This window comes from Micromonospora sp. NPDC048170, assembly GCF_040652795.1.
GTDB lineage: Bacteria > Actinomycetota > Actinomycetes > Mycobacteriales > Micromonosporaceae > Micromonospora.
Genome location: NZ_JBEZMR010000004.1, coordinates 68,415 through 91,079, shown reverse-complemented (window position 1 = coordinate 91,079; position 22,665 = coordinate 68,415). Strand labels below are relative to the sequence as shown.

General features: G+C 72.5%; 16 protein-coding genes. 7 read left to right on the top strand and 9 right to left on the bottom strand.

Annotated elements, in window-relative coordinates; genetic code table 11:
* Positions 1 to 319 precede the first annotated feature (319 nt).
* Positions 320 to 778 carry a PRC-barrel domain-containing protein gene (locus AB0D32_RS08975; RefSeq protein ID WP_357086715.1) on the top strand — a complete coding sequence of 153 codons (459 nt, stop codon included), beginning with the start codon at positions 320 to 322 and terminating at the stop codon, positions 776 to 778.
* 93 nt (positions 779 to 871) lie between these two features.
* Positions 872 to 1,609 carry a tyrosine-protein phosphatase gene (locus tag AB0D32_RS08970; RefSeq protein WP_357086713.1) on the top strand — a complete coding sequence of 246 codons (738 nt, stop codon included), beginning with the start codon at positions 872 to 874 and terminating at the stop codon, positions 1,607 to 1,609.
* 215 nt (positions 1,610 to 1,824) lie between these two features.
* Here the strand turns inward: AB0D32_RS08970 and AB0D32_RS08965 are convergent, their stop codons facing one another.
* Positions 1,825 to 2,922 (bottom strand): branched-chain amino acid aminotransferase, encoded by a 1,098-nt coding sequence (locus AB0D32_RS08965; RefSeq protein WP_357086711.1) that lies wholly within the window; start codon positions 2,920 to 2,922, stop codon positions 1,825 to 1,827.
* A 194-nt stretch (positions 2,923 to 3,116) separates the two neighbouring features.
* Positions 3,117 to 4,148: a 3-isopropylmalate dehydrogenase gene (locus AB0D32_RS08960; RefSeq protein WP_357086709.1), complete on the bottom strand. Its 1,032-nt coding sequence runs from the start codon at positions 4,146 to 4,148 to the stop codon at positions 3,117 to 3,119.
* Between the two features lie 223 nt (positions 4,149 to 4,371).
* Between AB0D32_RS08960 and AB0D32_RS08955 the strand changes: the two genes are divergently transcribed.
* Positions 4,372 to 5,217 carry an FAD:protein FMN transferase gene (locus tag AB0D32_RS08955; protein ID WP_357086707.1) on the top strand — a complete coding sequence of 282 codons (846 nt, stop codon included), beginning with the start codon at positions 4,372 to 4,374 and terminating at the stop codon, positions 5,215 to 5,217.
* 360 nt (positions 5,218 to 5,577) lie between these two features.
* Positions 5,578 to 5,934, top strand: coding sequence for a hypothetical protein (locus AB0D32_RS08950; RefSeq protein ID WP_357086705.1), 357 nt, complete (start codon positions 5,578 to 5,580; stop codon positions 5,932 to 5,934).
* Between the two features lie 63 nt (positions 5,935 to 5,997).
* Here AB0D32_RS08950 and serA read toward each other — a convergent pair whose 3' ends face one another.
* The 5 genes from serA to AB0D32_RS08925 form a co-directional block, all read right to left on the bottom strand.
* On the bottom strand, positions 5,998 to 7,596 hold the full coding sequence (gene serA, locus AB0D32_RS08945) for a phosphoglycerate dehydrogenase (RefSeq protein ID WP_357086703.1): 1,599 nt from the start codon (positions 7,594 to 7,596) through the stop codon (positions 5,998 to 6,000).
* Positions 7,597 to 7,883: 287 nt separating this feature from the next.
* Positions 7,884 to 8,897, bottom strand: coding sequence for a ketol-acid reductoisomerase (ilvC, locus tag AB0D32_RS08940; RefSeq protein ID WP_357086701.1), 1,014 nt, complete (start codon positions 8,895 to 8,897; stop codon positions 7,884 to 7,886).
* Positions 8,898 to 9,023: 126 nt separating this feature from the next.
* Positions 9,024 to 9,539 carry an acetolactate synthase small subunit gene (gene ilvN / locus AB0D32_RS08935; RefSeq protein ID WP_091096900.1) on the bottom strand — a complete coding sequence of 172 codons (516 nt, stop codon included), beginning with the start codon at positions 9,537 to 9,539 and terminating at the stop codon, positions 9,024 to 9,026.
* An 81-nt stretch (positions 9,540 to 9,620) separates the two neighbouring features.
* Positions 9,621 to 11,507 carry an acetolactate synthase large subunit gene (locus AB0D32_RS08930; protein WP_357086698.1) on the bottom strand — a complete coding sequence of 629 codons (1,887 nt, stop codon included), beginning with the start codon at positions 11,505 to 11,507 and terminating at the stop codon, positions 9,621 to 9,623.
* Positions 11,508 to 11,775: 268 nt separating this feature from the next.
* Entirely contained in the window at positions 11,776 to 14,118 is a 2,343-nt protein-coding gene (locus tag AB0D32_RS08925; RefSeq protein WP_357086696.1) for a bifunctional diguanylate cyclase/phosphodiesterase, read from the bottom strand.
* A 109-nt stretch (positions 14,119 to 14,227) separates the two neighbouring features.
* Between AB0D32_RS08925 and ilvD the strand changes: the two genes are divergently transcribed.
* Positions 14,228 to 16,114: a dihydroxy-acid dehydratase gene (gene ilvD, locus AB0D32_RS08920; protein WP_357086694.1), complete on the top strand. Its 1,887-nt coding sequence runs from the start codon at positions 14,228 to 14,230 to the stop codon at positions 16,112 to 16,114.
* A 51-nt stretch (positions 16,115 to 16,165) separates the two neighbouring features.
* On the opposite strand, the gene AB0D32_RS08915 is transcribed toward ilvD, so the two are convergent.
* Positions 16,166 to 16,702 carry a hypothetical protein gene (locus tag AB0D32_RS08915; protein ID WP_357086692.1) on the bottom strand — a complete coding sequence of 179 codons (537 nt, stop codon included), beginning with the start codon at positions 16,700 to 16,702 and terminating at the stop codon, positions 16,166 to 16,168.
* Positions 16,703 to 17,135: 433 nt separating this feature from the next.
* Here AB0D32_RS08915 and AB0D32_RS08910 point away from each other — a divergent pair, with 433 nt between their 5' ends.
* On the top strand, positions 17,136 to 18,512 hold the full coding sequence (locus tag AB0D32_RS08910) for a stress response protein (protein WP_357086690.1): 1,377 nt from the start codon (positions 17,136 to 17,138) through the stop codon (positions 18,510 to 18,512).
* A gap of 124 nt (positions 18,513 to 18,636) precedes the next feature.
* On the opposite strand, the gene AB0D32_RS08905 is transcribed toward AB0D32_RS08910, so the two are convergent.
* Positions 18,637 to 21,087, bottom strand: a complete 2,451-nt coding sequence (locus AB0D32_RS08905; RefSeq protein WP_357086688.1) for a glycoside hydrolase family 2 protein — start codon at positions 21,085 to 21,087, stop codon at positions 18,637 to 18,639.
* A gap of 375 nt (positions 21,088 to 21,462) precedes the next feature.
* Here AB0D32_RS08905 and AB0D32_RS08900 point away from each other — a divergent pair, with 375 nt between their 5' ends.
* On the top strand, positions 21,463 to 22,482 hold the full coding sequence (locus AB0D32_RS08900; protein WP_357086686.1) for a LacI family DNA-binding transcriptional regulator: 1,020 nt from the start codon (positions 21,463 to 21,465) through the stop codon (positions 22,480 to 22,482).
* Positions 22,483 to 22,665: the final 183 nt, after the last annotated feature.

The following is a 22,665-nucleotide window of genomic DNA, read 5'->3' as shown; positions in this document are numbered from 1 at the left end:
CCCCGCGCGGCGGGCGGGGGGGGGCCCCGCGCCCGGGCCGCCCCCCCCCCCCGGCCCCCGCCGGCCCGCCCGCCGGCGCCCCGCCCGGGCCCCCCCCCCCCGGGGGGGGGGGCCGGCCCCCCCCCCCCCCCCCACCGCCGTCTCCGGCCCCACCCACTGCCGCTCCCGGCCTCAGCCACCGCCGATACCGGTGCCTCTCGCCGCTTCCGGTCTCGGTCCCCGCTGTTTTCGGTGGGGACCGCCCGGGTAGCTCATCCAGGGAGACGAGAGACACCGGACCGGCGAGACGACTGGCGACAGTCGGGGCAGGAGTTGTCAGATGGACAGGCTCGACCCGCACAGCACCCACGGCAGCCCGGACCCGCTGCGCGGCGGCGGCCAGGGCGAGTTCGCCGGTGGCGCCCCGGCCGGCACCTTCGACCCGTGGCGTTACCGGGACACCGCGAGGGTCGCCGACGCCGATCTCGTCGGCTACAAGGTCGAGGCCACCGACGGCGGCATCGGCAAGATCGACAGTGCCAGCCACGAGGTCAACGACAGCTACCTGGTGGTGGACACCGGGCCGTGGATCTTCGGCCGGAAGGTCATGATCCCGGCCGGCACCGTGAACCACGTCGACCACGACGAGCGCAAGGTGCACGTCGACCGGAGCAAGGACCAGATCAAGGCCGCCCCGGAGTACGACGAGACCGCCGACACCGACCCCACCTACCGGGACCGGCTCGGCGGCTACTACGACGAGACGTACTCGGCCATCCCGCCCGGCACCGCCCGCTAGCGACGTTCCGCAGCCCGGCCGGACGGGACGCCTCCGTAGCCCCCGGCCCGTAACGGCCTCCCGTGATCCGCGGGAGGCCGTTACCGTGTCGGCGTGGACGCCACCGAGGTCAACCGCAGCATCCCCTTCGCCACGATGTTCAACTTCCGCGACGCGGGCGGCCATTCCGGCCACGACGGTCGTACGGTGCGCCGGGGGCGGCTCTACCGCTCCGACTCGCTGCACCGCATCGACGACACCGACCGGGAGGCGTTCGCCGCCCTCGGCATCCGCACGGTCATCGACCTACGCCGCCCGTACGAGGTGGAACGCGACGGCCGCGTCCCCCATTTCGACGGCCTGACCTGGCACAACACCCACCTGGAGCACGCGGAGTGGGGCGATCGGCCCTACCAGCCCGGCACCGACCTGGCCCGATACCTGGCCGACCGGTACGCCGACCTCGCCGAAACCGCCACAGCCGGACTCGCCGAGGCGGTCGGACTGATCGCCGACTCCGCCAACACCCCCGCCGTCGTGCACTGCGTCGCCGGCAAGGACCGCACGGGCATCGTCTGCGGGCTCACCCTCGCGGTGCTCGGCGTCGGTGACGACGACATCGCCGCCGACTACGCCCTGAGCACCGAGGCCGGCGAGCGGTACCGCGCCTGGTTCGAGACCACCGGCCGGCGCACCGGGCAGACCCTGCCGGTCCTGACCTGCCCCGCCGAGACCATGATGCTCTTCCTCGCCGAACTGCGGGAGGCCCACGGCTCGATCGAGGGCTACCTGCACCACGCCGGCGTCACCGAGCCCCAACTAGCCAACCTCCGCAACCACCTCCTGACCTGACCCCACCCCGCCCGGCCCGGCCCCGCCCCGGCCCCGCCCCACTCCGCCCGGCCCCGCTCCACTCCGCGATCTTGCAGTTTCTGCCCCCGGAATGTGCAGTTTGCGCGACATGTCCGGGCACAAAGTGCAAGATCGGCGCGCGGGGGCGGGGCGGGGCGGGGGCGCGGGGCGGGGCGACGCGGGGGCGCGGGGGCGGGGGGCGGGGCAGGTTCAGCTCAGAGGATGCGGCGGACCCAGCCGTTCGGGTCGGCGGTGCCGCCCCGCTGGAGGTCCACGAGCTGCTGGCGCAGGGCCATGGTGACCTGCCCCGGCCCGCCGTCGCCGACCAGGAACTCACCGTCAGGGAAGCGCACCTGCCCGATCGGGGTGACCACGGCGGCGGTGCCGCAGGCGAACACCTCGCGGAGCCGGCCGCTCGCGGCGTCCGCCTGCCAGTCGGCGAAGCTCACCGGGCGCTCCTCGATCCGGTGCCCCGCGTTGGCGGCCAGGGTGAGCACCGACTCCCGGGTGATGCCGGGCAGGATCGTACCGGTCAGGGGCGGGGTGACCACGGTGCCGTCGTCGTAGACGAAGAACACGTTCATGCCGCCCAGCTCGTCGACGAAGCGGCGCTCCACCGCGTCCAGGAAGACCACCTGGTCGCAGCCGTGCTCGATCGCCTCGGCCTGCGCCGCCAGCGAGGCGGCGTAGTTGCCACCGCACTTCGCCGCGCCGGTGCCGCCAGGGGCGGCGCGGGTGTAGTCCGGGGAGACCCAGACCGTCACGGGCTTCACGCCGCCGGAGAAGTACGCGCCGGCCGGCGAGGCGATCACCACGTAGAGGTACTCGTTGGCCGGCCGGACGCCGAGGAACACCTCGCTGGCGAACATGAACGGCCGCAGGTAGAGGCTGCTGTCCTCGATCTCGGGAATCCAGCCCTGGTCGATCTCGACGAGCTTGCGCAGCGACTCGACGAACGTCTCCTCGGGCAGCACCGGCATCGCCATCCGCCGGGCGGAGTCGGCGAACCGGGCCGCGTTGGCCTCCGGGCGGAACATGGTGACGCCGCCGTCGGCCGTCCGGTACGCCTTCAACCCCTCGAAGATCTCCTGCGCGTAGTGCAGCACCGCGGCGGCCGGGTCCATCGGGATCGGCGCGCGCGCCTCGACCCGGGCGTCGTACCAGCCCTTGCCGTCGGCGTAGCGGATCGTGACCATGTGGTCGGTGAAGACCCGGCCGAAACCCGGGTTGGCCAGCAGGGCGGCCCGGTCGACGACGGATACCGGCGCGGGATTCGGACGGATCTCGAAGTCGAGCTTGTCACCACCGCTCATCGCGCTGACCTCCCTGCGGGTTTACGGCACACGGGTCCGCATGCCGAGAATTCTGGTGCGAGAAACTTACCCCGAACGGTCGTTCAGCGGGTAGCGGCGTCCGGGCGTACCAGCAGCGCCGCACGGGTGGACGCCGCCGGGCCGGGGTGCGGCCGGCGGCGTCGTCGGAACCTCGGGGTGGGTGGCCTGCGGCCTCAGGAGGTGGCGTACCCGGCCAGCCGGTCGCCGACCTCCTCGGTGCGTACCGCCGCGCCCGGGGCCCGCCCGGCAAGTTCCGCGCCGACCGCCGCGGTGACCCTGGCGGCGGCGTCGGCGTGCCCGAGCTGGTCGAGCAGCAGGGCCGCCGAGAGTACGGCCGCGACCGGGTCGGCCACGCCGCGGCCGGCGATGTCCGGCGCCGAGCCGTGCACCGGCTCGAACATCGAGGGGTACGCCCCTTCGGGGTTGATGCTGCCGCTGGCGGCCAGCCCGATCCCGCCGGTGACGGCGGCGGCGATGTCGGTGAGGATGTCGCCGAACAGGTTGTCGGTGACCACCACGTCGTAGCGCTGGGGTTGGGTGACCAGGAACATCGCGGCGGCGTCGACGTGCTGGTACTCCGTGGCCACGTCGGGGTGCTCGGCGGCGACGGCCTCGAACGCGCGCGCCCACAGCGAGCCGGCGTGGGTGAGCACGTTGGTCTTGTGCACGAGGGTGACCTTGCGCCGTTCCCGGCGCGCGGCGCGGGCGAAGGCGTCGCGGATCACCCGTTCCACCCCGTGCCGCGTGTTCAGGCTCTCCTCGGTGGCAACCTCGGCCGGGGTGCCCCGGTGCAGAGCGCCACCGGCGCCGGCGTAGAGGCCCTCGGTGCCCTCGCGGACCACGACCAGGTCGACCTCGCCGGGCTTGACGCTCGCCAGCGGACCGCCCACGCCGGGCCAGAGCCGCGACGGACGCAGGTTGACGTACTGGTCGAAGGCGAAGCGCAGCTTCAGCAGCAGTCCCCGCTCCAGCACGCCGGGTGGGACGCTCGGGTCGCCGACGGCACCGAGGAGGATGGCGTCGTGCCCGGCCAGCTCGGTCAGCACGGAGTCGGGCAGCACCTCGCCGGTGCGGTGCCAGCGGGCGGCGCCGAGGTCGTACTCGGTGGCGTCCACCCCCGGCAGCACGGCGTCGATGACCTTGCGGGCCTGCGCGACCACCTCGGGTCCGATCCCGTCCCCGGCCACCACCGCGATCCGTGCCACGTCCCTGTGCTCCCTCGCCTCGACGTTTCGTCCGACCGTACGCCGCCGTCCCGTCTCCCGGTACGAACCTTCCAACATTCGGGAAACGAGGATGCACAGGATGCTCCCAGGTGGCATTCATGGGGGAGTCATCTGCGCTGCCTAGCGTGGTGACAAGCGGGTCAACGGGGGCCCGTGACGGGGGCCGCGAGGGTGCGGCCGACGTCAGCGAGGGAGCAGCGTCATGCGGATCGACCAGCAGCCACGGACCCGCTGGGTGGACCAGTCGGCCTTCCAGCCACGCCGGCCGGACCTGCGACTCGGCACCCGCAGTCACCGGATGGACCGGCCCGGCACGGTCATCGGGGACCGGATCGCCGTCCAGCACACCGTGCGGACCTCGACGGCGGAATACTCGCTGCTGCTCAACGCCCCCGAGTGGCTGGGCCGGCGCGGCGTCGGGGAGGCGCTGCGCGACGCGGTGGCGGAACTGCGGGCCATCGACCTCACCTACGGCCCGGCCCGGCCGGAGAGCCTGGTCTCCCGGCTGCGCCGGGGCGAGATCAGCCCCGAGTCGTATCCGCCCCTGGCCGACCTCGTGGACCGGTGTGCGGCGATGCGGGCGGCCACCGACGGCTGGTTCGACGCCTGGGCGGTGCCCGGCGGCTTCGACCCCGGCGGCCTGCTCGGCGGATGGGCGGTGGAGCGGGCGGCTGCCCGGCTGCGCGCCGCCGGTGTCCACGACTACGCCGTGCTCACCGGCGCCGACCTGGTCGTACGCGGACACGCCGCGCACGGCGGCCCGTGGCGGGTGGCGGTGCACCACCCGGCGGACCGGCACCGGGCGCCGCTGGTGCTGGAGATGACGGCCGGTGCGGTCGGCACGTCGGGGGTGAGCGGCCGGCAGGGGCACGTGGTGGACCCGCACACCGGGGAGCCCGTCGACCAGATGGTCGCGGCGACGGTCGTCGGGCCGGACCTCGCCGTCGCCGACGCCTACGCCACCGCGCTCTACGCCGCCGGGCCGGCCGGGCTGGCCTGGTTCCGCAACGGGTCGGACTACCGCGCGCTCTTCGCCCACCGCCGCTGAATCGCAGCGCCGCTGAATCGCAGCCGCCCGCCGCAGGGCAGCGCCGCCGAGCCACCGTCGCCGGGCCGCCGGACGCGCGATCGGCCCTCACGGTCTCGGCAACGACCGTGAGGGCCGGTCAGCGACGAGTGCGCGTGGCTCGCGCAATCGAGGGGTGCGGGCCGGACGGCTGGACGTCGACCTCGCCACCCGAAGACGGGCCCACGCCGCGAGCTCGGCCAGTGACCGCACCGGTACGCTAGCGAATCGACGCAACTCAACGCAAGGGTCTCCACAGCGGACGGTCGCGACAGGAGCGTGGCGGATACCGGCGGCGGGGTGATTTCGACGCGGCGAACGGCGGATGGCACGCTGTCCGCCGTGAGTTTCGACCTGAGCGTGTGGGCCCTGGCGGACGGGGCGACACCCGAGGACGTACGGGCGGCGGTGCTGCGGTGCCGGCAGGGGCAGCACGTCGACCGCCACCCCGACCCACGGGTGGTGGCGTTCTACCGGGCCATCACCGGCAGCTATCCGGACCGGCCGGCCCGCCCGGGCACCCCGTGGGCGGTGACGCCGCTGCACGCGGCCAACGACCACGTCGAGCTGAACCTGCATCCGACCTGCGAGGACCAGGTGCTGCTCGACATCGAACGGCTGGCCGGCGCGTACGACCTGATGCTCTTCGACGCGCAGGACGGCTCGGTCTACCCGCCGCCGACCCGGCTGCCCGGCTGACCATCGCCGCGTACGACGAAGGGGCCCGGCGGATCGCCGGGCCCCCGCTGTCGTGCGCTCAGGTCACTCGTCGCGCAGGTCCGCCGCGCTGGCCGCGACCGCGCCGATCGAGTCCGCCGCCGAGGTGAGCAGGTCGGCGCCGAGCGCCTGGTCGACGGTGAGGGTCATCAGGGTCTCGCCGCCGGCCTCGCGGCGGGCCACCTGCATCGCCGCGATGTTGACGCCGGCCTCGCCGAGCAGCGTGCCGACCGTGCCGACCACGCCCGGACGGTCGACGTAGCGCAGGAAGACCAGGATGCCCTCCGCGCCGATCTCCACGTCGAAGCCGTCGACCTCGGTCAGCTTGATGACGTCGCGGGCGCCGGCGGTGGAGACCGTGCCGGAGACGCTGACCGTACGGCCGTCGGGCAGCGCGCCACGGACGGTGACCAGCGTCGGGTGGTCGGCCGTGTCGGCCTGGGAGAGCAGCGTGACCTCGACGCCGCGCTCGGCGGCCAGGTGCGGGGCGTTGACGTAGGTGACCTGCTCCTCCACCACCGAGCTGAACAGCCCCTTGGTGGCGGCGAGCTTCAGCACCGACACGTCGTGGTCGACGATCCCGCCGCGCACCTCGACGGTGACGCTGGCGGCGACCCCGCCCGCGACGGCGGTGAAGGCCCGGCCGAGCTTCTCGGCCAGCGGCAGCAGCGGGCGCACGTCCTCGGCGACCACGCCGCCGGCCTGCACGTTCACGGCGTCCGGCACGAACTCGCCCTGCAACGCCAGCTTCACGCTCTTGGCCACGGCCAGGCCCGCCTTGTCCTGCGCCTCGCCGGTGGAGGCGCCCAGGTGCGGGGTGGCCACCACGTTGTCCAGGGCGAACAGCGGCGAGGCGGTGCAGGGCTCCTTGGCGTAGACGTCCACGCCCGCGCCGGCGACCCGGCCCTCGGCGATCGCGTCGGCCAGGGCCTGCTCGTCGACCAGCCCGCCCCGGGCGGCGTTGATGATCCGGACGCCCGGCTTGACGACGGCCAGTTCCTTCTCACCGATCAGGCCGACGGTCTCGGGGGTCTTCGGCAGGTGGATCGAGATGAAGTCGCTCTCCCGCAGCAGCTCCTCCAGACCCACCAGGCGGACGCCGAGCTGGGCCGCGCGGGCCGGCTGGATGTAGGGGTCGTACGCGATCAGCCGGGTGCCGAAGGCGGCGATCCGCTGCGCGAAGAGCACGCCGATGCGGCCGAGGCCGACCACGCCGACGGTCTTGCCCTGGATCTCGACGCCGGTGTACTTCGACCGCTTCCACTCCCCCGCCTTCAGCGCGGCGCTGGCGCTGGCGGTGTTGCGGGCCACGGCGAGCAGCAACGCGAGGGCCTGCTCGGCCGCGGAGACGATGTTCGAGGTGGGTGCGTTGACGACCATGACGCCCCGCGCGGTGGCGGCCGGCACCTCGACGTTGTCCAGACCCACGCCCGCCCGGGCGACGACCTTCAGCCGGGACGCGGCGGCGATCGCCTCGGCGTCGATCTGGGTGGCACTGCGCACGATGACGGCGTCGGCCTCGGAGAGCGCCGAGAGCAGGGCCGGACGGTCGGTGCCGTCGACGTGGCGGACGTCGAAGTCGTGGGCGAGCACCTCGATGGCGGCGGGGGCGAGTTCTTCGGCGATCAGTACGACAGGAGTCATTGGTCCTCGTAGTTGTCGTCAGAGCGGGTGGGCCGGGGCTGCGGGACGCCGCGCTGCGCCCTGCGCTGATCCGGGCCATGGCCGTCAGGTGCCGGCTACGCACCTACCCCGCGATCGTAGGTGGCCGGCCGGCCGGCAGGTCCCGGACTGCGGGGTGAGTGCCCTCACAAAGGGTGACGACCCATCGTTGAACGATGAGCGGCGTCGATGGTGCTGGTCACGGAAAGCAGGCGGCCCGGGCCGGGCGCCGGGAAGAGCGCCCTGCCCGGACCGCCGGGAGGTGTGCGTCAGGCGGTCTCGGTGATCGGGCGGTCGACCCAGCTCATCATGCCGCGCAGCTTGCTGCCGGTCTCCTCGATCGGGTGCGCCGCGCCCTCGGCCTGCCACTTGCTGAAGTTGGGCCGGCCGGCCTCGTCCTCGGCCACCCACTCCCGGGCGAACTCCCCGGACTGGACCTCACCGAGGATCTTGCGCATCTCCTCCTTGACCCGGGCGTCGATGACGCGCGGGCCACGGGAGAGGTCGCCGTACTCGGCCGTGTCGGAGATGCTGTAGCGCATCTTCGCGATGCCGCCCTCGTACATGAGGTCGACGATCAGCTTCAGCTCGTGCAGGCACTCGAAGTAGGCCACCTCGGGGGCGTAGCCCGCCTCGGTGAGCACCTCGAAGCCGGCCTGCACGAGCGCCGCCGCGCCGCCGCAGAGCACCGCCTGCTCGCCGAAGAGGTCGGTCTCGGTCTCCTCGGTGAAGGTCGTCCGGATGACGCCGGCCCGGGTGCCGCCGATGCCCTTGGCGTACGACAGGGCGAGGGCGAGGGCGCTGCCGCTGGCGTCCTGCTCGACGGCGACCAGGCAGGGCACGCCCTTGCCGTCGGCGTACTGGCGGCGGACCAGGTGGCCCGGGCCCTTCGGCGCGACCATCGCCACGTCGACGTCGGCCGGCGGCTTGATCAGGCCGTAGCGGATGTTGAAGCCGTGGCCGAAGAAGAGCGCCTTGCCGGGGGCCAGGTTCGGCGCGATCGACTCGGCGTAGATGCTGCGCTGGGCGGTGTCCGGCGCGAGGATCATGATGACGTCGGCCTCGGCCGCCGCCCCGGCCGGCGTGAGCACCCGCAGGCCCTGCTCCTCGGCCTTGGCCCGGCTCTTGGAGCCCTCCGGCAGACCGACCACCACGTCGACGCCGGAGTCGCGCAGCGACAGCGCGTGGGCGTGGCCCTGGCTGCCGTAGCCGATCACGGCGACCTTCCGGCCCTGGATCAGGCCCAGGTCGGCATCGTCGTCGTAGTACACCTCAACGCTCATGATTTCCCTTTCGTACGGCGGCCCGGGCGGCCCGTCGTGGCTCTGTGCGGTGTCGGTCCCAGGCAACGTACGACGCAGCCTGGTCGGGCGGTCTCGGCCGGCGCGTGCCGGCCCGGTCGGGTGGGGTCAGGCGGCCCGGAGCGCGGGCCCGGCGGTGATGGAACGCGAGCCGCGCCCGATCGCCACCAGCCCGGACTGGACCATCTCCTTGATCCCGAAGGGTTCGAGGTCGCGCAGCAGCGCGTCGAGCTTGTCCGGGGTGCCGGTGGCCTCGATGGTCAGCGTGTCCGGCGCCACGTCGACCACCCGGGCCCGGAACAGGCCGACCGTCTCCAGCACCTGGGCCCGGGCCGCGCGGTCGGCGCGCACCTTGACCAGGAGCAGTTCCCGGGCGACCGAGACCTGCGGGTCCAGCTCGACGATCTTGAGCACGTTGACCAGCTTGTTGAGCTGCTTGGTGACCTGCTCCAGCGGGGACGACTCGGCGTTGACCACGATGGTGATCCGCGAGACGTCCGGGTTCTCGGTCTCGCCGACGGCGAGGCTGTCGATGTTGAAGCCGCGCCGGGAGAACAGGCCGGAGACCCGGGCCAGGACGCCCGGCTTGTTCTCCACCAGCACGGACAGGGTGTGCATCGTCATGACGCGACCTCGCTCCGCTCGGTCGCGGCAGGACGCCGCGCGGGACTGAGCCCGATGATTCGTTCGCTTCGCTCACTCATGTCAGATGTCATCCTCGTCGAAGGCCGGGCGGACGCCCCGGGCGAACATGATCTCGTCGTTGCTGGTGCCGGCGGCGACCATCGGCCACACCATGGCGTCCTTGCCGACGACGAAGTCGATGACCACCGGGGCGTCGTCGATGGCCATCGCGGCCTCGATGGTCCTGTCGACGTCCTCCGGGTTCTCGCAGCGCAGCCCCACGCAGCCGAGCGCCTCGGCGAGCTTCAGGAAGTCGGGGATGCGGTGCTTGTGGGTGCCGAGGTCGGTGTTGGAGTAGCGCTCCCCGTAGAAGAGGGTCTGCCACTGCCGCACCATGCCGAGGTTGCCGTTGTTGATCACGGCGATCTTGACCGGGATGCCCTCCAGCGCACAGGTGGCCAGCTCCTGGTTGGTCATCTGGAAGCAGCCGTCACCGTCGACCGCCCACACCACCGTGTCCGGCTTGCCGACCTTCGCGCCCATCGCCGCCGGCACCGCGTAACCCATCGTGCCGAGCCCGCCGGAGTTCAACCAGGTGTACGGCTTCTCGTAGGAGATGAACTGCGAGGCCCACATCTGGTGCTGGCCGACCCCGGCGACGTAGATCGCGTCCGGGCCGACGATCTCGCCGAGCCTCTTGATCACGTACTGCGGGGAGAGGGTGCCGTCGGCCGGGTCCTCGTAGCCCAGCGGGTACCGATTGCGCAGGTCGTCGAGCTGGGTCCACCAGTCGGCCAGGTCGGCGCGCCGGCCGGCCGCCTGCTCGGTGGTCACCGCCGCGATCAGCTCGTCGATGACGTGCCGGGCGTCGCCGACGATCGGAACGTCGGCGTGCCGGTTCTTACCGATCTCGGCCGGGTCGATGTCGGCGTGCACCACCGCCGCGTCCGGGGCGAACGAGTCCAGCTTGCCGGTGACCCGGTCGTCGAAGCGGGCGCCCAGGGCGACGATCAGATCGGACTTCTGCAGGCCGTAGACCGCGGAGACCGTGCCGTGCATGCCGGGCATGCCCAGGTGCTGCGGGTGCGAGTCGGGGAACGCGCCGAGCGCCATCAGCGTGGTGACCACCGGGATCCCGGTCAGCTCGGCCAGCCGGCGCAGCCCTTCGGTGGCGCCGGCCTTCAGCACGCCGCCGCCGACATAGAGCACCGGACGCCGGGCGGTGGCCATCAGCCGGGCCGCCTCGCGGATCTGCTTGCCGTGCGGGTGCAGGGTCGGCCGGTAACCGGGCAGGTCCAGCACCGGCGGCCAGGTGAAGGTGGTGGGCGCCTGGAGGACGTCCTTGGGGATGTCGACCAGGACCGGCCCGGGCCGGCCGGTGGCGGCCAGGTGGAACGCCTCGGCCAGCACCCGGGGGATCTCCTCGGCCTCCTGCACCAGGAAGTTGTGCTTGGTGATCGGCAGCGTGATGCCCTGGATGTCCGCCTCCTGGAAGGCGTCCGTGCCGATCGAGGGCCGCGCGACCTGACCGGTGATGGCCACGATCGGCACCGAGTCCATGTACGCGTCGGCGATCGGGGTGACCAGGTTCGTCGCGCCGGGACCGGAGGTGGCCATGCAGACCCCCACCCGGCCGGTCGCCTGGGCGTAGCCCGTCGCCGCGTGCCCGGCGCCCTGCTCGTGGCGGACCAGGATGTGCCGGACCGTGGAGTCGTAGAGCGGGTCGTACGCCGGCAGGATCGCACCACCCGGGATGCCGAAGACGACGTCGACGCCGAGCGCCTCGAGGGAGCGCACGAGCGAACCGGCTCCGCTGACCTGGGCCGGGGCGGGTGTGCGTACCCCCGGGACGGCCGGGGTGGCCGCGGTGCGGGAGGCGCCGTTGTGGTCGGCGTCGCTCGCGGGCTCGGCGGACGTGCGGGCCCGGCGGGCGGTGTGGGCGAGTGTCTCTGGCGTGGGTCTCGTCATGGCGGTTCAGGCCTTCGGCTGGAGTGGGTGAGGCTGTTCGAGCGGATGACGCGGGCGGTGCCCGGCGTCGATGGGTCCGACGGCAACAAAAAAGCCCTCGTGCAGGATGCACGGGGCCAGCGCACTCTCGATGGTGAGAGTGCGCTCAGGTAAGTACTCGCAGCGACCGGTACGACGACATGCGACCCAGCCTGACGCATCTCACGCGATGAGTCAACTGATCCCACATGTTGGTTAACGGATCACCGGTTTTCACCCGTCCGGGTGCCTAGGCACCCCGTTCCACCTGCGCGGAAGCCTCCCCCAAGGGGCGTGGGACGGGCAGCGTCGGCAACCGCCGGGGCGGCGGCGACGCGGGCCGGACGGGCGGGGCCGACGCCGGGGCCTGACGGACGCCGGCCGGCGTGGCCGCCTCCAGCATCGCCTCCAGGTGCTCGGCCGGCACGCCCCAGCCGAAGAGCGCGCCCTGCCCGAACCGGCAGCCGGCGGCGACCACGGCGGCCAGTTCGGTCGGCGTGGTCACCCCCTCGGCGATGACCTCCAGGCCGAGCTGGTGGCCGAGCCGCATGACGATGTCGACCATCGGCGCGAACGCCGGGCCGTCCCTGTCCACCGGCCGCACCGGCTCGTGCTCCGCCACCAGCCCGTGGTCGATCTTGAGAATGTCGATCGGCAGTCGGCGCAGCTGCCCGAGCGAGGAGTAGCCGGCGCCGAAGTCGTCCAGCGCGATCCGGACGCCGGTCACCCGCAGCGCCGTCAGCCGCCGGATCAGCTCGTCCAGGTCCGTCGCGACGGCGTGCTCCGTGACCTCCAGCACCAGCCGCTGCGGCGGCACGTGGTGGGCGCGCAGCGCCTCGGCGACCTGGAGCACGTACTCCGGGGCGTGCAGCTCACGGGGGGACACGTTGACCGAGACCCAGACGTCGTGACCGTCGGCCAGCCAGCGGGAGAGCTGGTGGCACGCCTGGTGCAGCACCCAGGCGCCCAGTTTGGCGATCATCCCGCACTCCTCGGCCAGCGGGATGAACTCGTCCGGGCCGACGTTGCCCAGCACCGGATGACGCCAGCGCAGCAACGCCTCGGCGCCGACCGGGCGCACCGAGGGCAGCGAGGCCACCGGCTGGAACACCAGGCGCAGCTCGTCGCGCTCGATCGCGCCGCGCAGCTCGTGCTCGACGGTGGTGCGCCGGCGCAGCAGCTGGTCGTACGCGGCGTCGTAGCGCTCGATCCGGTTCTTGCCGCGCTGCTTGGCGTAGCGCAGCGCCAGGTCGGCGTGGCGCTGGAGCAGCTCCACGTCGGGCACGCCGACCCAGCCGGCCACGCCGATGCTCACCGACAGGAAGACCGGCCCCTCCGGCTGGTCGTAGGGGCGCCCGAGCACGCCGAGCAGACGCTCGGCGACCCGGTCGGCGTCGGCCGGGCAGCCGTGCATCAGCACCGCGAACTCGTCGCCGCCGACCCGGGCCGCCAGGTCACCGGGGCGAAGGCTGGCGCGCAGCCGCTCGCCCACCTCGGCCAGCACGGCGTCGCCGACGTCGTGGCCACGCATGTCGTTGACGTGCTTGAAGCCGTCGAGGTCGAGCCCGAGCAGCACGCAGGGCGTGCCGGCCTCGGCGTGGCGGTGCAGCGCCTGCGACAGCCCCCGCCGGTTGGCCAGCGCGGTCAACTGGTCGGTGTGTGCCAACTCACGGAAGTGCGCCTCACGCTCGGCCAGCCGTCGGGCATAGCGGCGCACGTCGTGCAGCGTCAGGTACTGCCGGGTCACCAGCACGAAGCCCTCCACGCTGCCGGCGACGATGCCGAGCGCGTCGAACCGGCCGTCCTGGAGGAGGTGGTACATCGCCGAGGCGGCCATGGCGAACATCGGGACGAACGCGTACGCGCCGTCGCGGCGGATCAGGTCGGGGGCCGCCTGGGCCGACGCGTCCAGCCGGCGGGCGGCCAGCGCGACGGCGACCAGTCCGCCGGCGAGCGCCCCGGCCCCGGCCAGCGTCACGGCCGGCCCGGCCTGGCAGAGGCCCGCCGCGATGCCGAGCCCGCCGCAGGTCACGGCGGTGGCCCCGGCGCCGAGCCAGGCGGCGCGACCGCGCGGCGGCGGGGCGCGGAACGCCACGATCAGGGCGAGCCCGGCGGTCAGCGCCCCACTGACCGTGGCGAGCAGGATGGGCACGCAGGCCGCCGGGGTGGCGTCGCCGAGCAGCCGGGTGGGCTCGGAGAAGAGCACCCAGCCGACGAACCAGAACGCCGCCGCCATCACCAGGCCGTCGAGCGCCAGCCGGACCGTGGCCGCCGCCGTGGAGGCCACGCCGGGCAGCCGGAGCAGCCCGGCGGAGAAGATCAGCCCGCTGACCGCCGTGCCGATCGAGACGACGCTGGCCCAGCCGGTGCGTTGGCCCGGCGGGTGGGCATCGTGCCCGCCGGTGGAGAGCGCCACGGCCACCCCGAGCAGCAGGGAGACCAGCGCGACCCCGGACGCGGCGGCGAGCAGCGCGTACGCCTGGCGGTGCGGCCCGGTGCGGCGCCGGGCGTCGACGGCCGACAACGTGGTGGCCGCCGCGGCGACCAACCCGCACAGCACCGCAGCCGCGACCATGACCGGGGGGAGCAGCACGCCTCAACTGTGCCGGATCTGCGCCCCGCGTGGGGGCCCGGGTGTGCATCCTTTGGGACACGGCACGCACGGCGGACGGCCACCCGGCGGCGGTGTCACACTGGGGGGCATGCCTGAGCTGCGGTCGAAGACCTCCACGCATGGCCGGACGATGGCCGGTGCCCGGGCCCTGTGGCGGGCCACCGGGATGACCGACGACGACTTCGGCAAGCCGATCGTCGCCATCGCCAACAGTTTCACCCAGTTCGTACCCGGTCACGTGCACCTCAAGGACATGGGCGGCCTGGTCGCCGAGGCGGTGGCCGAGGCCGGCGGGGTGGGCCGCGAGTTCAACACCATCGCCGTGGACGACGGCATCGCCATGGGCCACGGCGGCATGCTCTACTCGCTGCCCAGCCGGGAGTTGATCGCCGACGCGGTCGAGTACATGGTCAACGCACACTGCGCCGACGCCCTGGTCTGCGTCTCCAACTGCGACAAGATCACCCCGGGCATGCTGCTGGCCGCCCTGCGGCTGAACATCCCGACCGTCTTCGTCTCCGGCGGCCCGATGGAGGCCGGCAAGGTGCGCGGCTACGGCGCCGGCGGAGTCGTGCACGCAGAGCCAGGCGCGGGTCTCGCCAGCTCGATCCGGAAGGTCGACCTGGTCGACGCGATGATCGCCGCCTCCGACGAGGCGGTCACCGACGACCAACTCGGCGAGATCGAGCGCTCGGCCTGCCCGACCTGCGGCTCCTGTTCCGGCATGTTCACCGCCAACTCGATGAACTGCCTGGCCGAGGCGATCGGGCTGGCCCTGCCGGGCAACGGCTCGACGCTGGCGACCCACGCCGCGCGCCGGTCGCTCTTCCTCGACGCCGGCCGCACCGTCGTGGAGATCGCCAAGCGGTGGTACGATGGCGACGACGCCTCCGTGCTGCCGCGCGCCGTCGCCAGCCGGGCCGCGTTCGAGAACGCCGTCGCCCTGGACGTGGCGATGGGCGGCTCGACCAACACGATCCTGCACCTGCTCGCCGCCGCGCGTGAGGCCGAGATGGACTTCGACGTCGCCGACATCGACGCCATCTCCCGCCGGGTCCCCTGCCTGGCCAAGGTCGCGCCGAACTCCCCGCAGTACCACATGGAGGACGTGCACCGGGCCGGTGGCATCCCGGCCATCCTCGGCGAACTGAACCGGGCCGGCCTACTCAACCGGGACGTGCACGCGGTGCACTCCCCCAGCCTGGAGCGCTGGCTGGCCGACTGGGACGTCCGGGGCGGTTCGGCGACGCCGGAGGCGGCCGAACTGTTCCACGCCGCCCCGGGCGGGGTGCGCACCACCGAGCCGTTCTCCACCACCAACCGCTGGTCGTCGCTGGACACCGACGCCGCCGGGGGCTGCGTGCGGGACCTCGCCCACGCCTACAGCGCCGACGGCGGGCTGGCCATCCTGCGCGGCAACGTGGCGCCGGAGGGCTGTGTGGTGAAGACCGCCGGGGTGCCCGAGGAGTGCCTGACCTTCCGGGGGCCCGCCAAGGTCTACGAGTCGCAGGACGACGCCGTCGAGGCGATCCTCAACAAGCGGATCGTCGCCGGCGACGTGGTGGTGATCCGCTACGAGGGGCCGAGGGGCGGCCCCGGCATGCAGGAGATGCTCTACCCCACCTCCTTCCTCAAGGGCCGCGGGCTGGGCAGATCCTGCGCGCTGCTCACCGACGGCCGCTTCTCCGGCGGCACCTCCGGGCTGTCCATCGGGCACGTCTCCCCCGAGGCGGCCTCCGGCGGCCTGATCGCCCTCGTCGAGGACGGCGACGAGATCGTCATCGACATCCCGACCCGCTCCATCGAGCTGAACGTGGCCCCCGACGTGCTGGAGGCCCGCCGGATCGCCCAGGAGAAGCGCGACAGGCCCTACACCCCGCTCGACCGGCAGCGGCCGGTGTCGGCGGCACTGCGCGCGTACGCCTCGATGGCGACCTCGGCCAGCGACGGCGCGTACCGGCGCGTCCCCGAGTAGGCGTGGGACGGCCCCTGCCGCCGCTCCGGCGGGCGGCGGGGGCCGCCTGCCTCAGTATCCGACCAGGGCGATGACCAGCGAGGAAACCGCGGCAACGAGCAGCACCACGCCGGTGCCGAGGCCGACCACCGCGCTCACCGCGACCTCGCGGGCCCGGGCCACCGGAACGGCCACCAGCGCCACCACCGTCACCAGGGCGGCGACCAGGTGGATCAGCGGATAGTCGATCAGCGCCGCGACCGGGAACAGGTGCACGCCCACCACGAGGGCGACCCAGACCGGGATCAGATCCTGTCGACGCCGCAGGGCGAGCAGTCCGGCACCGAGCGCCGCAGCGCCGAACTCGATGCCCACGACGACGCCGAAGGTGCGGCTGGTGTCGGCGTCGAAGGCCGTCGGTTCGGCCCAGCGCCGCCAGGTGAGTATCCCGCCGGCAACTGCGGTGAGCAGCGAGAGCACCGATCCGACGCCGAGAAGCGGTCGCCACCTCCTGGGTGGCGCGTCCTGGGCCCAGCCGAACCAGCTGGACGCGAAGAAGCCGAACACGACCGCCGTGGCCGACGCGTCACGAATGTGTTCCGCGATCATGGTTCTCCCCTGGGTGGCGCGGCGTCGGGCGCAGGTCGGGCTCCCAGCGCAGCGGCCACCCGATCTTGGTAGATCTTTCCCCAGGTGGCGGGACACCTGCCGTCGGGGTCGCCCGAGCAGCCCGGGGACGATCCGGCCGGCTCCATCCGGGCCAGCGAGGTGAGCAGACCTCAGCGCCCAGGTGCGCAACCACGCCCCATCGCATGACGACAGCACCTGGAGCAGTCAGCTGGCTGACACCTGGCATGGATTGCTTCCACAAAGGTCCGTACCGATGAGGGTTGGCCAACCGGCAGACAAAGACGCATAACCAACCGGCAAGGCAGCCTACTGCGCGGTCGGACCTTCGTGTTCGGAAGGACAGCCGGTCTGACTGGTATCCGAACAAATAGCAGGTAGCTTCTCGTAGACGACCGCTACGAGGAGTTTGTGCATGTCCGAGGAAACCTGGCTTGCCGCTCGCTTGATTCCTACGTCAGGCATCAACGGGGCTGAGGAACAGGAACGCCGAGCAACTTCCGCCTTGCTTGCGGTCATGAGCGCCGTGCGCGAGTTCGGCCGGGTGATCACCCAGTCGATCGGCGCTCCCGCCGGGACGGTGCACACCTTCATCGAGGTGCCCTTCAAGCTCGGTACCCAACAACTGTTCCCAGACGGGCTGATTCGTGTCAGTCGCGGCCAACGGCAGTGGACTGCACTGGTCGAGGTGAAGACCGGAAACAATACGCTGAAGACCGAACAGCTTGAGGCATACCTCGATGTAGCCCGCGAGCAAGGCTTCGACGCCTTGATCACCATCTCCAACGAGATAGCGCCAATCGCTGGCCAACATCCGACGCCGGTCGACCGACGCAAGTTGAAGAAGGTCACACTTCACCATCTGCCGTGGACCGAAATTCTCACGCACGCCGTCATTCAGAAGGAGTACCGGGGTGTTGCCGACCCGGACCAGGCGTGGGTCCTCGGGGAGTTGATTCGGTACCTGGAGCATCCACGTTCGGGCGCGATGGAGTTCAGTGATATGGGGTCCGCATGGGTCCCAGTGCGCGATGGTGTCTCAACCGGCACACTCCGAGCCACCGACAGCGGTGCGGCCGAGATCGCGGGCCGGTTCGATGCCCTTATCCGGTACGCCTGCTTGAGGCTGGGCAGGCGTCTGGGCACCGAAGTGACGCCCGCCCTGAGTCGGAGGGACGTTGCGGACCCGAATGCGCGAACGCAGTCACTTGTCGGCCAACTGGCCTCGACCGGGACTCTGACCGGCGGCATCAAGATTCCCGGCTCGGTGGGCTCGCTCCATGTGTCAGCAGACCTCCGCGCAGGGCAGATCATTTGCCACGTAGACATCGATGCCCCACGTGCGGGTCGACCAACGACCCGCGTCAACTGGCTCGTACGCCAGTTGAAGGATGCGCCCGAGACGACACGGGTCGAGGCCTTCGTCATGCACTCTCGTGGAGGAGGCGCCACCGAACTACTCCGCGAGGTACGTGCTGATCCGGCCGTTCTGATCACGGATCCCACTCGCGAGCTTCGCACCTTCCGAGTGGCTCGATCTACGGCGTCGGGAACCAAGCGGGGTACTGGCCGAGGGGCGTTCATCGACTCGGTGCTTAACGCCGTCGACGACTTCTACGAACAGATCATCCAGAACCTCAAGCCATGGATGCCGACGCCTCCGCGCCTGCGTGCCCCAGAGGAGGTCGAGCAGGCGGAGCCCGTAGCCGCCAGCTTGATCTCTACCGCGATTTCGTCCCAGGACACCCCCGACTTCGGACCGGAACCCCGATCCGAGAATCAGCAGGGGTAACGAGCCGCCACTCCTCTGTATGGCACGCCGGAGAATCTTGGTACGGAACGGCCCCTGGAGGGGCCGTTCCGTACCAAGATTCCCTTCGTGCAACCGGGTGCCGCGGCAGAGGCAGGGAACGCCGTCAGGGGGCGGCGATGTCGTTGACGCAGCGGAGCACGGGGCGGGCGGTCAGCGCCGCCGGGTCCAGGGGCGCGTCGGCCGTGACGGTGAAGGTCGCCGACTCCCCCGGCAGCAGGGTGACCAGCGCCTCGTCGACCTCGGCCGCCGGGTCGAGCCGGTCCGGGAAGAGGGTCAGGTCCCGCAGGACCGTCCGGGCGGTGACCCGGATCCGCTGCCCGCCGTCGACGGGTTCGACCGTCGCGTCGTACCGCGCCGCCGGCCAGTCCGCGTCGCGGTCCTCGGCGAAGGACCAGAGCGCCCGCTCGGCCGTGTCGCCCGCCTCGGCCAGCAGCAGCTCGCGCCGGGCCTCCGTCGGCCGCCACAGCTCCGCCGGCAGTGCCAGCTCGACCTTGCCGTACGCGGGGACGTCCAGCTCCAGCGTCGACTTCGCCCGTGGCTCGCCGCCCAGGGTCAGCCGGGTCACCGAGGCGGTCGCCCGCCACGGGGCCGGCCCGTCGTTGACCGCCACCACGGCCAGGCCACCGTCGCGGGGCTGGACGGTCAGCAGCCGGTCCGCGTACGCCCGGCGCAGCGCGTACCACAGCGGTTTGCGGCGGCCGTCGCCGTCGACGGCCGACCAGGAGGTCACCGGCCAGCAGTCGTTGAGCTGCCAGACGATGGTGCCCGCGCAGACGTCCCGGTGGGAGCGGAAGTGTTCCACCGCGAGCCGGATCGCGCGCGCCTGGTTGAGTTGGGTCAGCCAGTGCCAGTCGTCGAAGTCCGCCGGTGCCGGCAGGTGGGCGTCGAGCCCCCGCCGGAGCTTGGTGTCCCCGTCGATCGCCTTCTGGTGGTGCGCCATCCCGGGCGAGTCGGGGGCCAGCGGCTCGTCCGACAGCGCCCGGCGCAGCGTCGCGTACGTGGGCGGAGCCTGGTAGCCGAACTCGGCGACGAAGCGCGGCACGTACTCGCGGTACTTCGTGTAGTCGTCGGTGTTCCAGACGTCCCAGATGTGCGTGGTGCCGTGCGTCGGGTCGTTGGGGTGGAGCTCCTCGCTGCCCGAGAACGGGCTGCCCGGCCAGTACGGCCGCGTCGGATCCAGCCCGCCGACGATCCGGGGCAGCAGCTCCAGGTAGTAGCCGCGCCCCCAGGTGCGCCCGGCGAGGGGCGCCTGCCAGTCCCAGTCGTGCCAGCCCCAGATGTTCTCGTTGTTGCCGGTCCAGAGCACCAGCGACGGGTGCGGTGCCAGCCGGACCACCTGCTCGGCAGCCTCGGTGGCGACCTCGGTGTGGAACGGCTCCTCCTCCGGGTAGGCGGCGCAGGCGAAGAGGAAGTCCTGCTGCACCAGCAGGCCCAGCTCGTCGGCGAGGTCGTAGAAGTCGTCCGACTCGTACCGGCCGCCGCCCCAGACGCGCAGCAGGTTGACGTTCGCCCCGGCGGCCTGACGGAGGCGGTGCGCCAGCCGTTCCCGGGTGATCCGGCTGGGGAACACGTCGTCGGGGATCCAGTTGGCCCCGCGGACGAAGACCGGGGTGTCGTTGACGTGCAGGGCGAACGGCGTGCCGTGCACGTCGGGGGCGGTGTCGAGGCGTACGGACCGGAAGCCGATCCGGCGCGACCAGGCGTCGAGCGGCCTGCCGCCAGCGGCGTGCAGCGTCACCGCCAGCGGGTGACGGTGCTGTTCGCCGTACCCCCGGGGCCACCACAGCGCGGGGCCGGCGACGGTGAGGGTGAGCACGGCCGTGGTCGCCCCGGCCTGGATCGTCGCGTCGGCCGTCGCGCCGGCTATGGTGGCCCGCACGGTGAGCGGCTCGTCCCCGACCCGCTCGACCTCGACGTGCAGCTCCACCCGGCCGTCGCCGGCCTCGACGGTCACCAGTGGACGCACCACGGCCAGCCGCGCGGTGGACCAGGCGTGCAGCCCGACCTCCTGCCAGATGCCGGCGGTGACCAGGGTCGGTCCCCAGTCCCAGCCGAAGTTGCAGGCCATCTTGCGGACGAACGGAAAGGGCTCCGGGTAGGCGTTCGGCCGGTCCCCGAGCCGGTCCCGCTGCGCCTCGGCGTATCGGTAGGCGGAGTCGAAGCGTACGGCCAGGGTGTTGGACCCGGCGACCAGCCGCGAGCGGGCGTCGAAGCGGTAGCCGCGGTGCATGTTCTCGGTGCGGCCGACCTCGGCGCCGTTGAGGGTCAACGTGGCGACGGTGTCCAGGCCGGCACAGACCAGGTCGACCCGCTCGTCGTCGCCCGGCTCGTGGGCGAAGGTCGTCTCGTAGACCCAGTCGGTCCGGCCGATCCAGGCCAGCGTCTTCTCGTTGTCGTCCAGGTACGGGTCGGGGATCAGGCCGGCGGCGAGCAGGTCGGTGTGCACGCAGCCGGGGACGGTGGCCGGCACCGTCCGGCCCGCGATCCCGGCCGGTACCTGCGGTCCCGGTACCGCCCGCAGGGTCCAGCCGTCGTGCAACGCCTGCCGGGTCACGACTTCACCGCGCCTTCCATGATTCTGCGGACGAACCGAAAGCCATCGACTGAACCGGATAAGTGACGCCACCGTACGGGCCGGCTTCGGCAGTGTCAACGGGCGGCCGGCGTCGCCATCGCATGGCGGTCCACACCGGAGTGGAAGCGCGATCACGCGAGGTGGGAGGCTCATTGAGGCCCGGCACCGGCCCAACCCAGGCGCCGGGGTCGGGCCGCGCCGCAGGGACTTAACCGGAAAAGTCGGTGCCAATCCTGGCCCCGCACGTGGTCGGACCGGCCCGCCGACGGCCGGGTGCAGTAGCGTGGTTCGCCGCCGGTCACCTCGGCCCCGCGGTGACAGCCCGCCCGGGCGGGAGAGTGGAGGAGTACGCCGGTGAAGCGGCCCACGATCGCCGACGTCGCCCGCCGCGCCGGGGTGTCCAAGGGGGCGGTGTCCTACGCGCTGAACGGCCAGCCCGGGGTCTCCGAGGCCACCCGGCGACGGATCCTCGCCATCGCCGCCGAGATCGGCTTCAACCCGAGCCGCGCCGCCCGCTCCCTCTCCGGGGCCACCGCCGACGCGGTCGGCCTCGCCCTGTGCCGGCCGGCCCGCACGCTCGGCATCGAGCCCTTCTTCATGGAGCTGATCAGCGGCGTCGAGGCCGAGCTCTCCGCCCGGTCGTACGCCCTCACCCTCCAGGTGGTGGCCGACCAGGAGGCGGAGGTCACGGTCTACCGCCGGTGGTGGGGCGAGCGCCGGGTCGACGGCGTCCTCGTCTGCGACCTGCGCGCCGACGACCGCCGGGTGCCGGTGCTGGAGGAGTTGGGCCTGCCCGCGGTGGTGATCGGCGGCCCGGGCGGCACCGGCGGGCTGGCCAGTGTCTGGTCCGACGACTCGGCGGCGCTGGTGGAGACCGTGGAGTACCTGGTCGCCCTCGGCCACCGCCGGATCGCCCGCGTCGGCGGACTGCCCGCCCTGCTGCACACCGAGATCCGCACCGAGGCGTTCGTCCAGGTGTGCCGGCGGCTCGGCCTGGCCGACGCGGTCACCGTGCCGTCGGACTACACCGGCGAGGAGGGGGCGCGCGCCACCCGCCGGCTGCTCAGCTCGGCGACCCGCCCCACCGCCGTGATCTACGACAACGACGTGATGGCGATAGCGGGCCTGTCGGTGGCCCAGGAGATGGGCCTCGCCGTGCCGGGCGACCTGTCCATCGTGGCCTGGGACGACTCGCCGCTCTGCCAACTGGTGCACCCGCCGCTGACCGCGCTCGGCCGGGACATCCCGGCGTACGGTGCGCACGCCGCCCGGCAACTGCTCGCGGTGATCGGCGGCTCACCGGCCAGCCGCGTCCAGGACGAGACGGCGCACCTCACTCCCCGGGGCAGCACGGCGCCGCCGCGCACGAACTGAACCGGTTCAGCCCTCCGGGCCGATCTCCACACCCCACCGGATGCATCCCGGCCGGCCCGCCCGAGGCGCGGGCGGGTCCCACCTGCTTGTGAACGTCTGGTGCCAAGACGTTGATGGTGGTAACTTTCTCGACACTTGCAAGACCTTGCAGCAACATTCGTCCTTTCGTGACGCAAGACGTCA

Excerpts from the sequence above, each read along its gene's own strand:
- AB0D32_RS08965 (WP_357086711.1), bottom strand. The coding sequence starts at position 2,922 with ATGAGCGGTGGTGACAAGCTCGACTTCGAGATCCGTCCGAATCCCGCG.
- AB0D32_RS08930 (WP_357086698.1), bottom strand. The coding sequence starts at position 11,507 with ATGACGAGACCCACGCCAGAGACACTCGCCCACACCGCCCGCCGGGCC.
- serA (WP_357086703.1), bottom strand. The coding sequence starts at position 7,596 with ATGACTCCTGTCGTACTGATCGCCGAAGAACTCGCCCCCGCCGCCATC.
- AB0D32_RS08955 (WP_357086707.1), top strand. The coding sequence starts at position 4,372 with ATGCGGATCGACCAGCAGCCACGGACCCGCTGGGTGGACCAGTCGGCC.
- ilvC (WP_357086701.1), bottom strand. The coding sequence starts at position 8,897 with ATGAGCGTTGAGGTGTACTACGACGACGATGCCGACCTGGGCCTGATC.
- AB0D32_RS08910 (WP_357086690.1), top strand. The coding sequence starts at position 17,136 with ATGTCCGAGGAAACCTGGCTTGCCGCTCGCTTGATTCCTACGTCAGGC.
- AB0D32_RS08975 (WP_357086715.1), top strand. The coding sequence starts at position 320 with ATGGACAGGCTCGACCCGCACAGCACCCACGGCAGCCCGGACCCGCTG.
- AB0D32_RS08915 (WP_357086692.1), bottom strand. The coding sequence starts at position 16,702 with ATGATCGCGGAACACATTCGTGACGCGTCGGCCACGGCGGTCGTGTTC.
- ilvN (WP_091096900.1), bottom strand. The coding sequence starts at position 9,539 with ATGACGATGCACACCCTGTCCGTGCTGGTGGAGAACAAGCCGGGCGTC.
- ilvD (WP_357086694.1), top strand. The coding sequence starts at position 14,228 with ATGCCTGAGCTGCGGTCGAAGACCTCCACGCATGGCCGGACGATGGCC.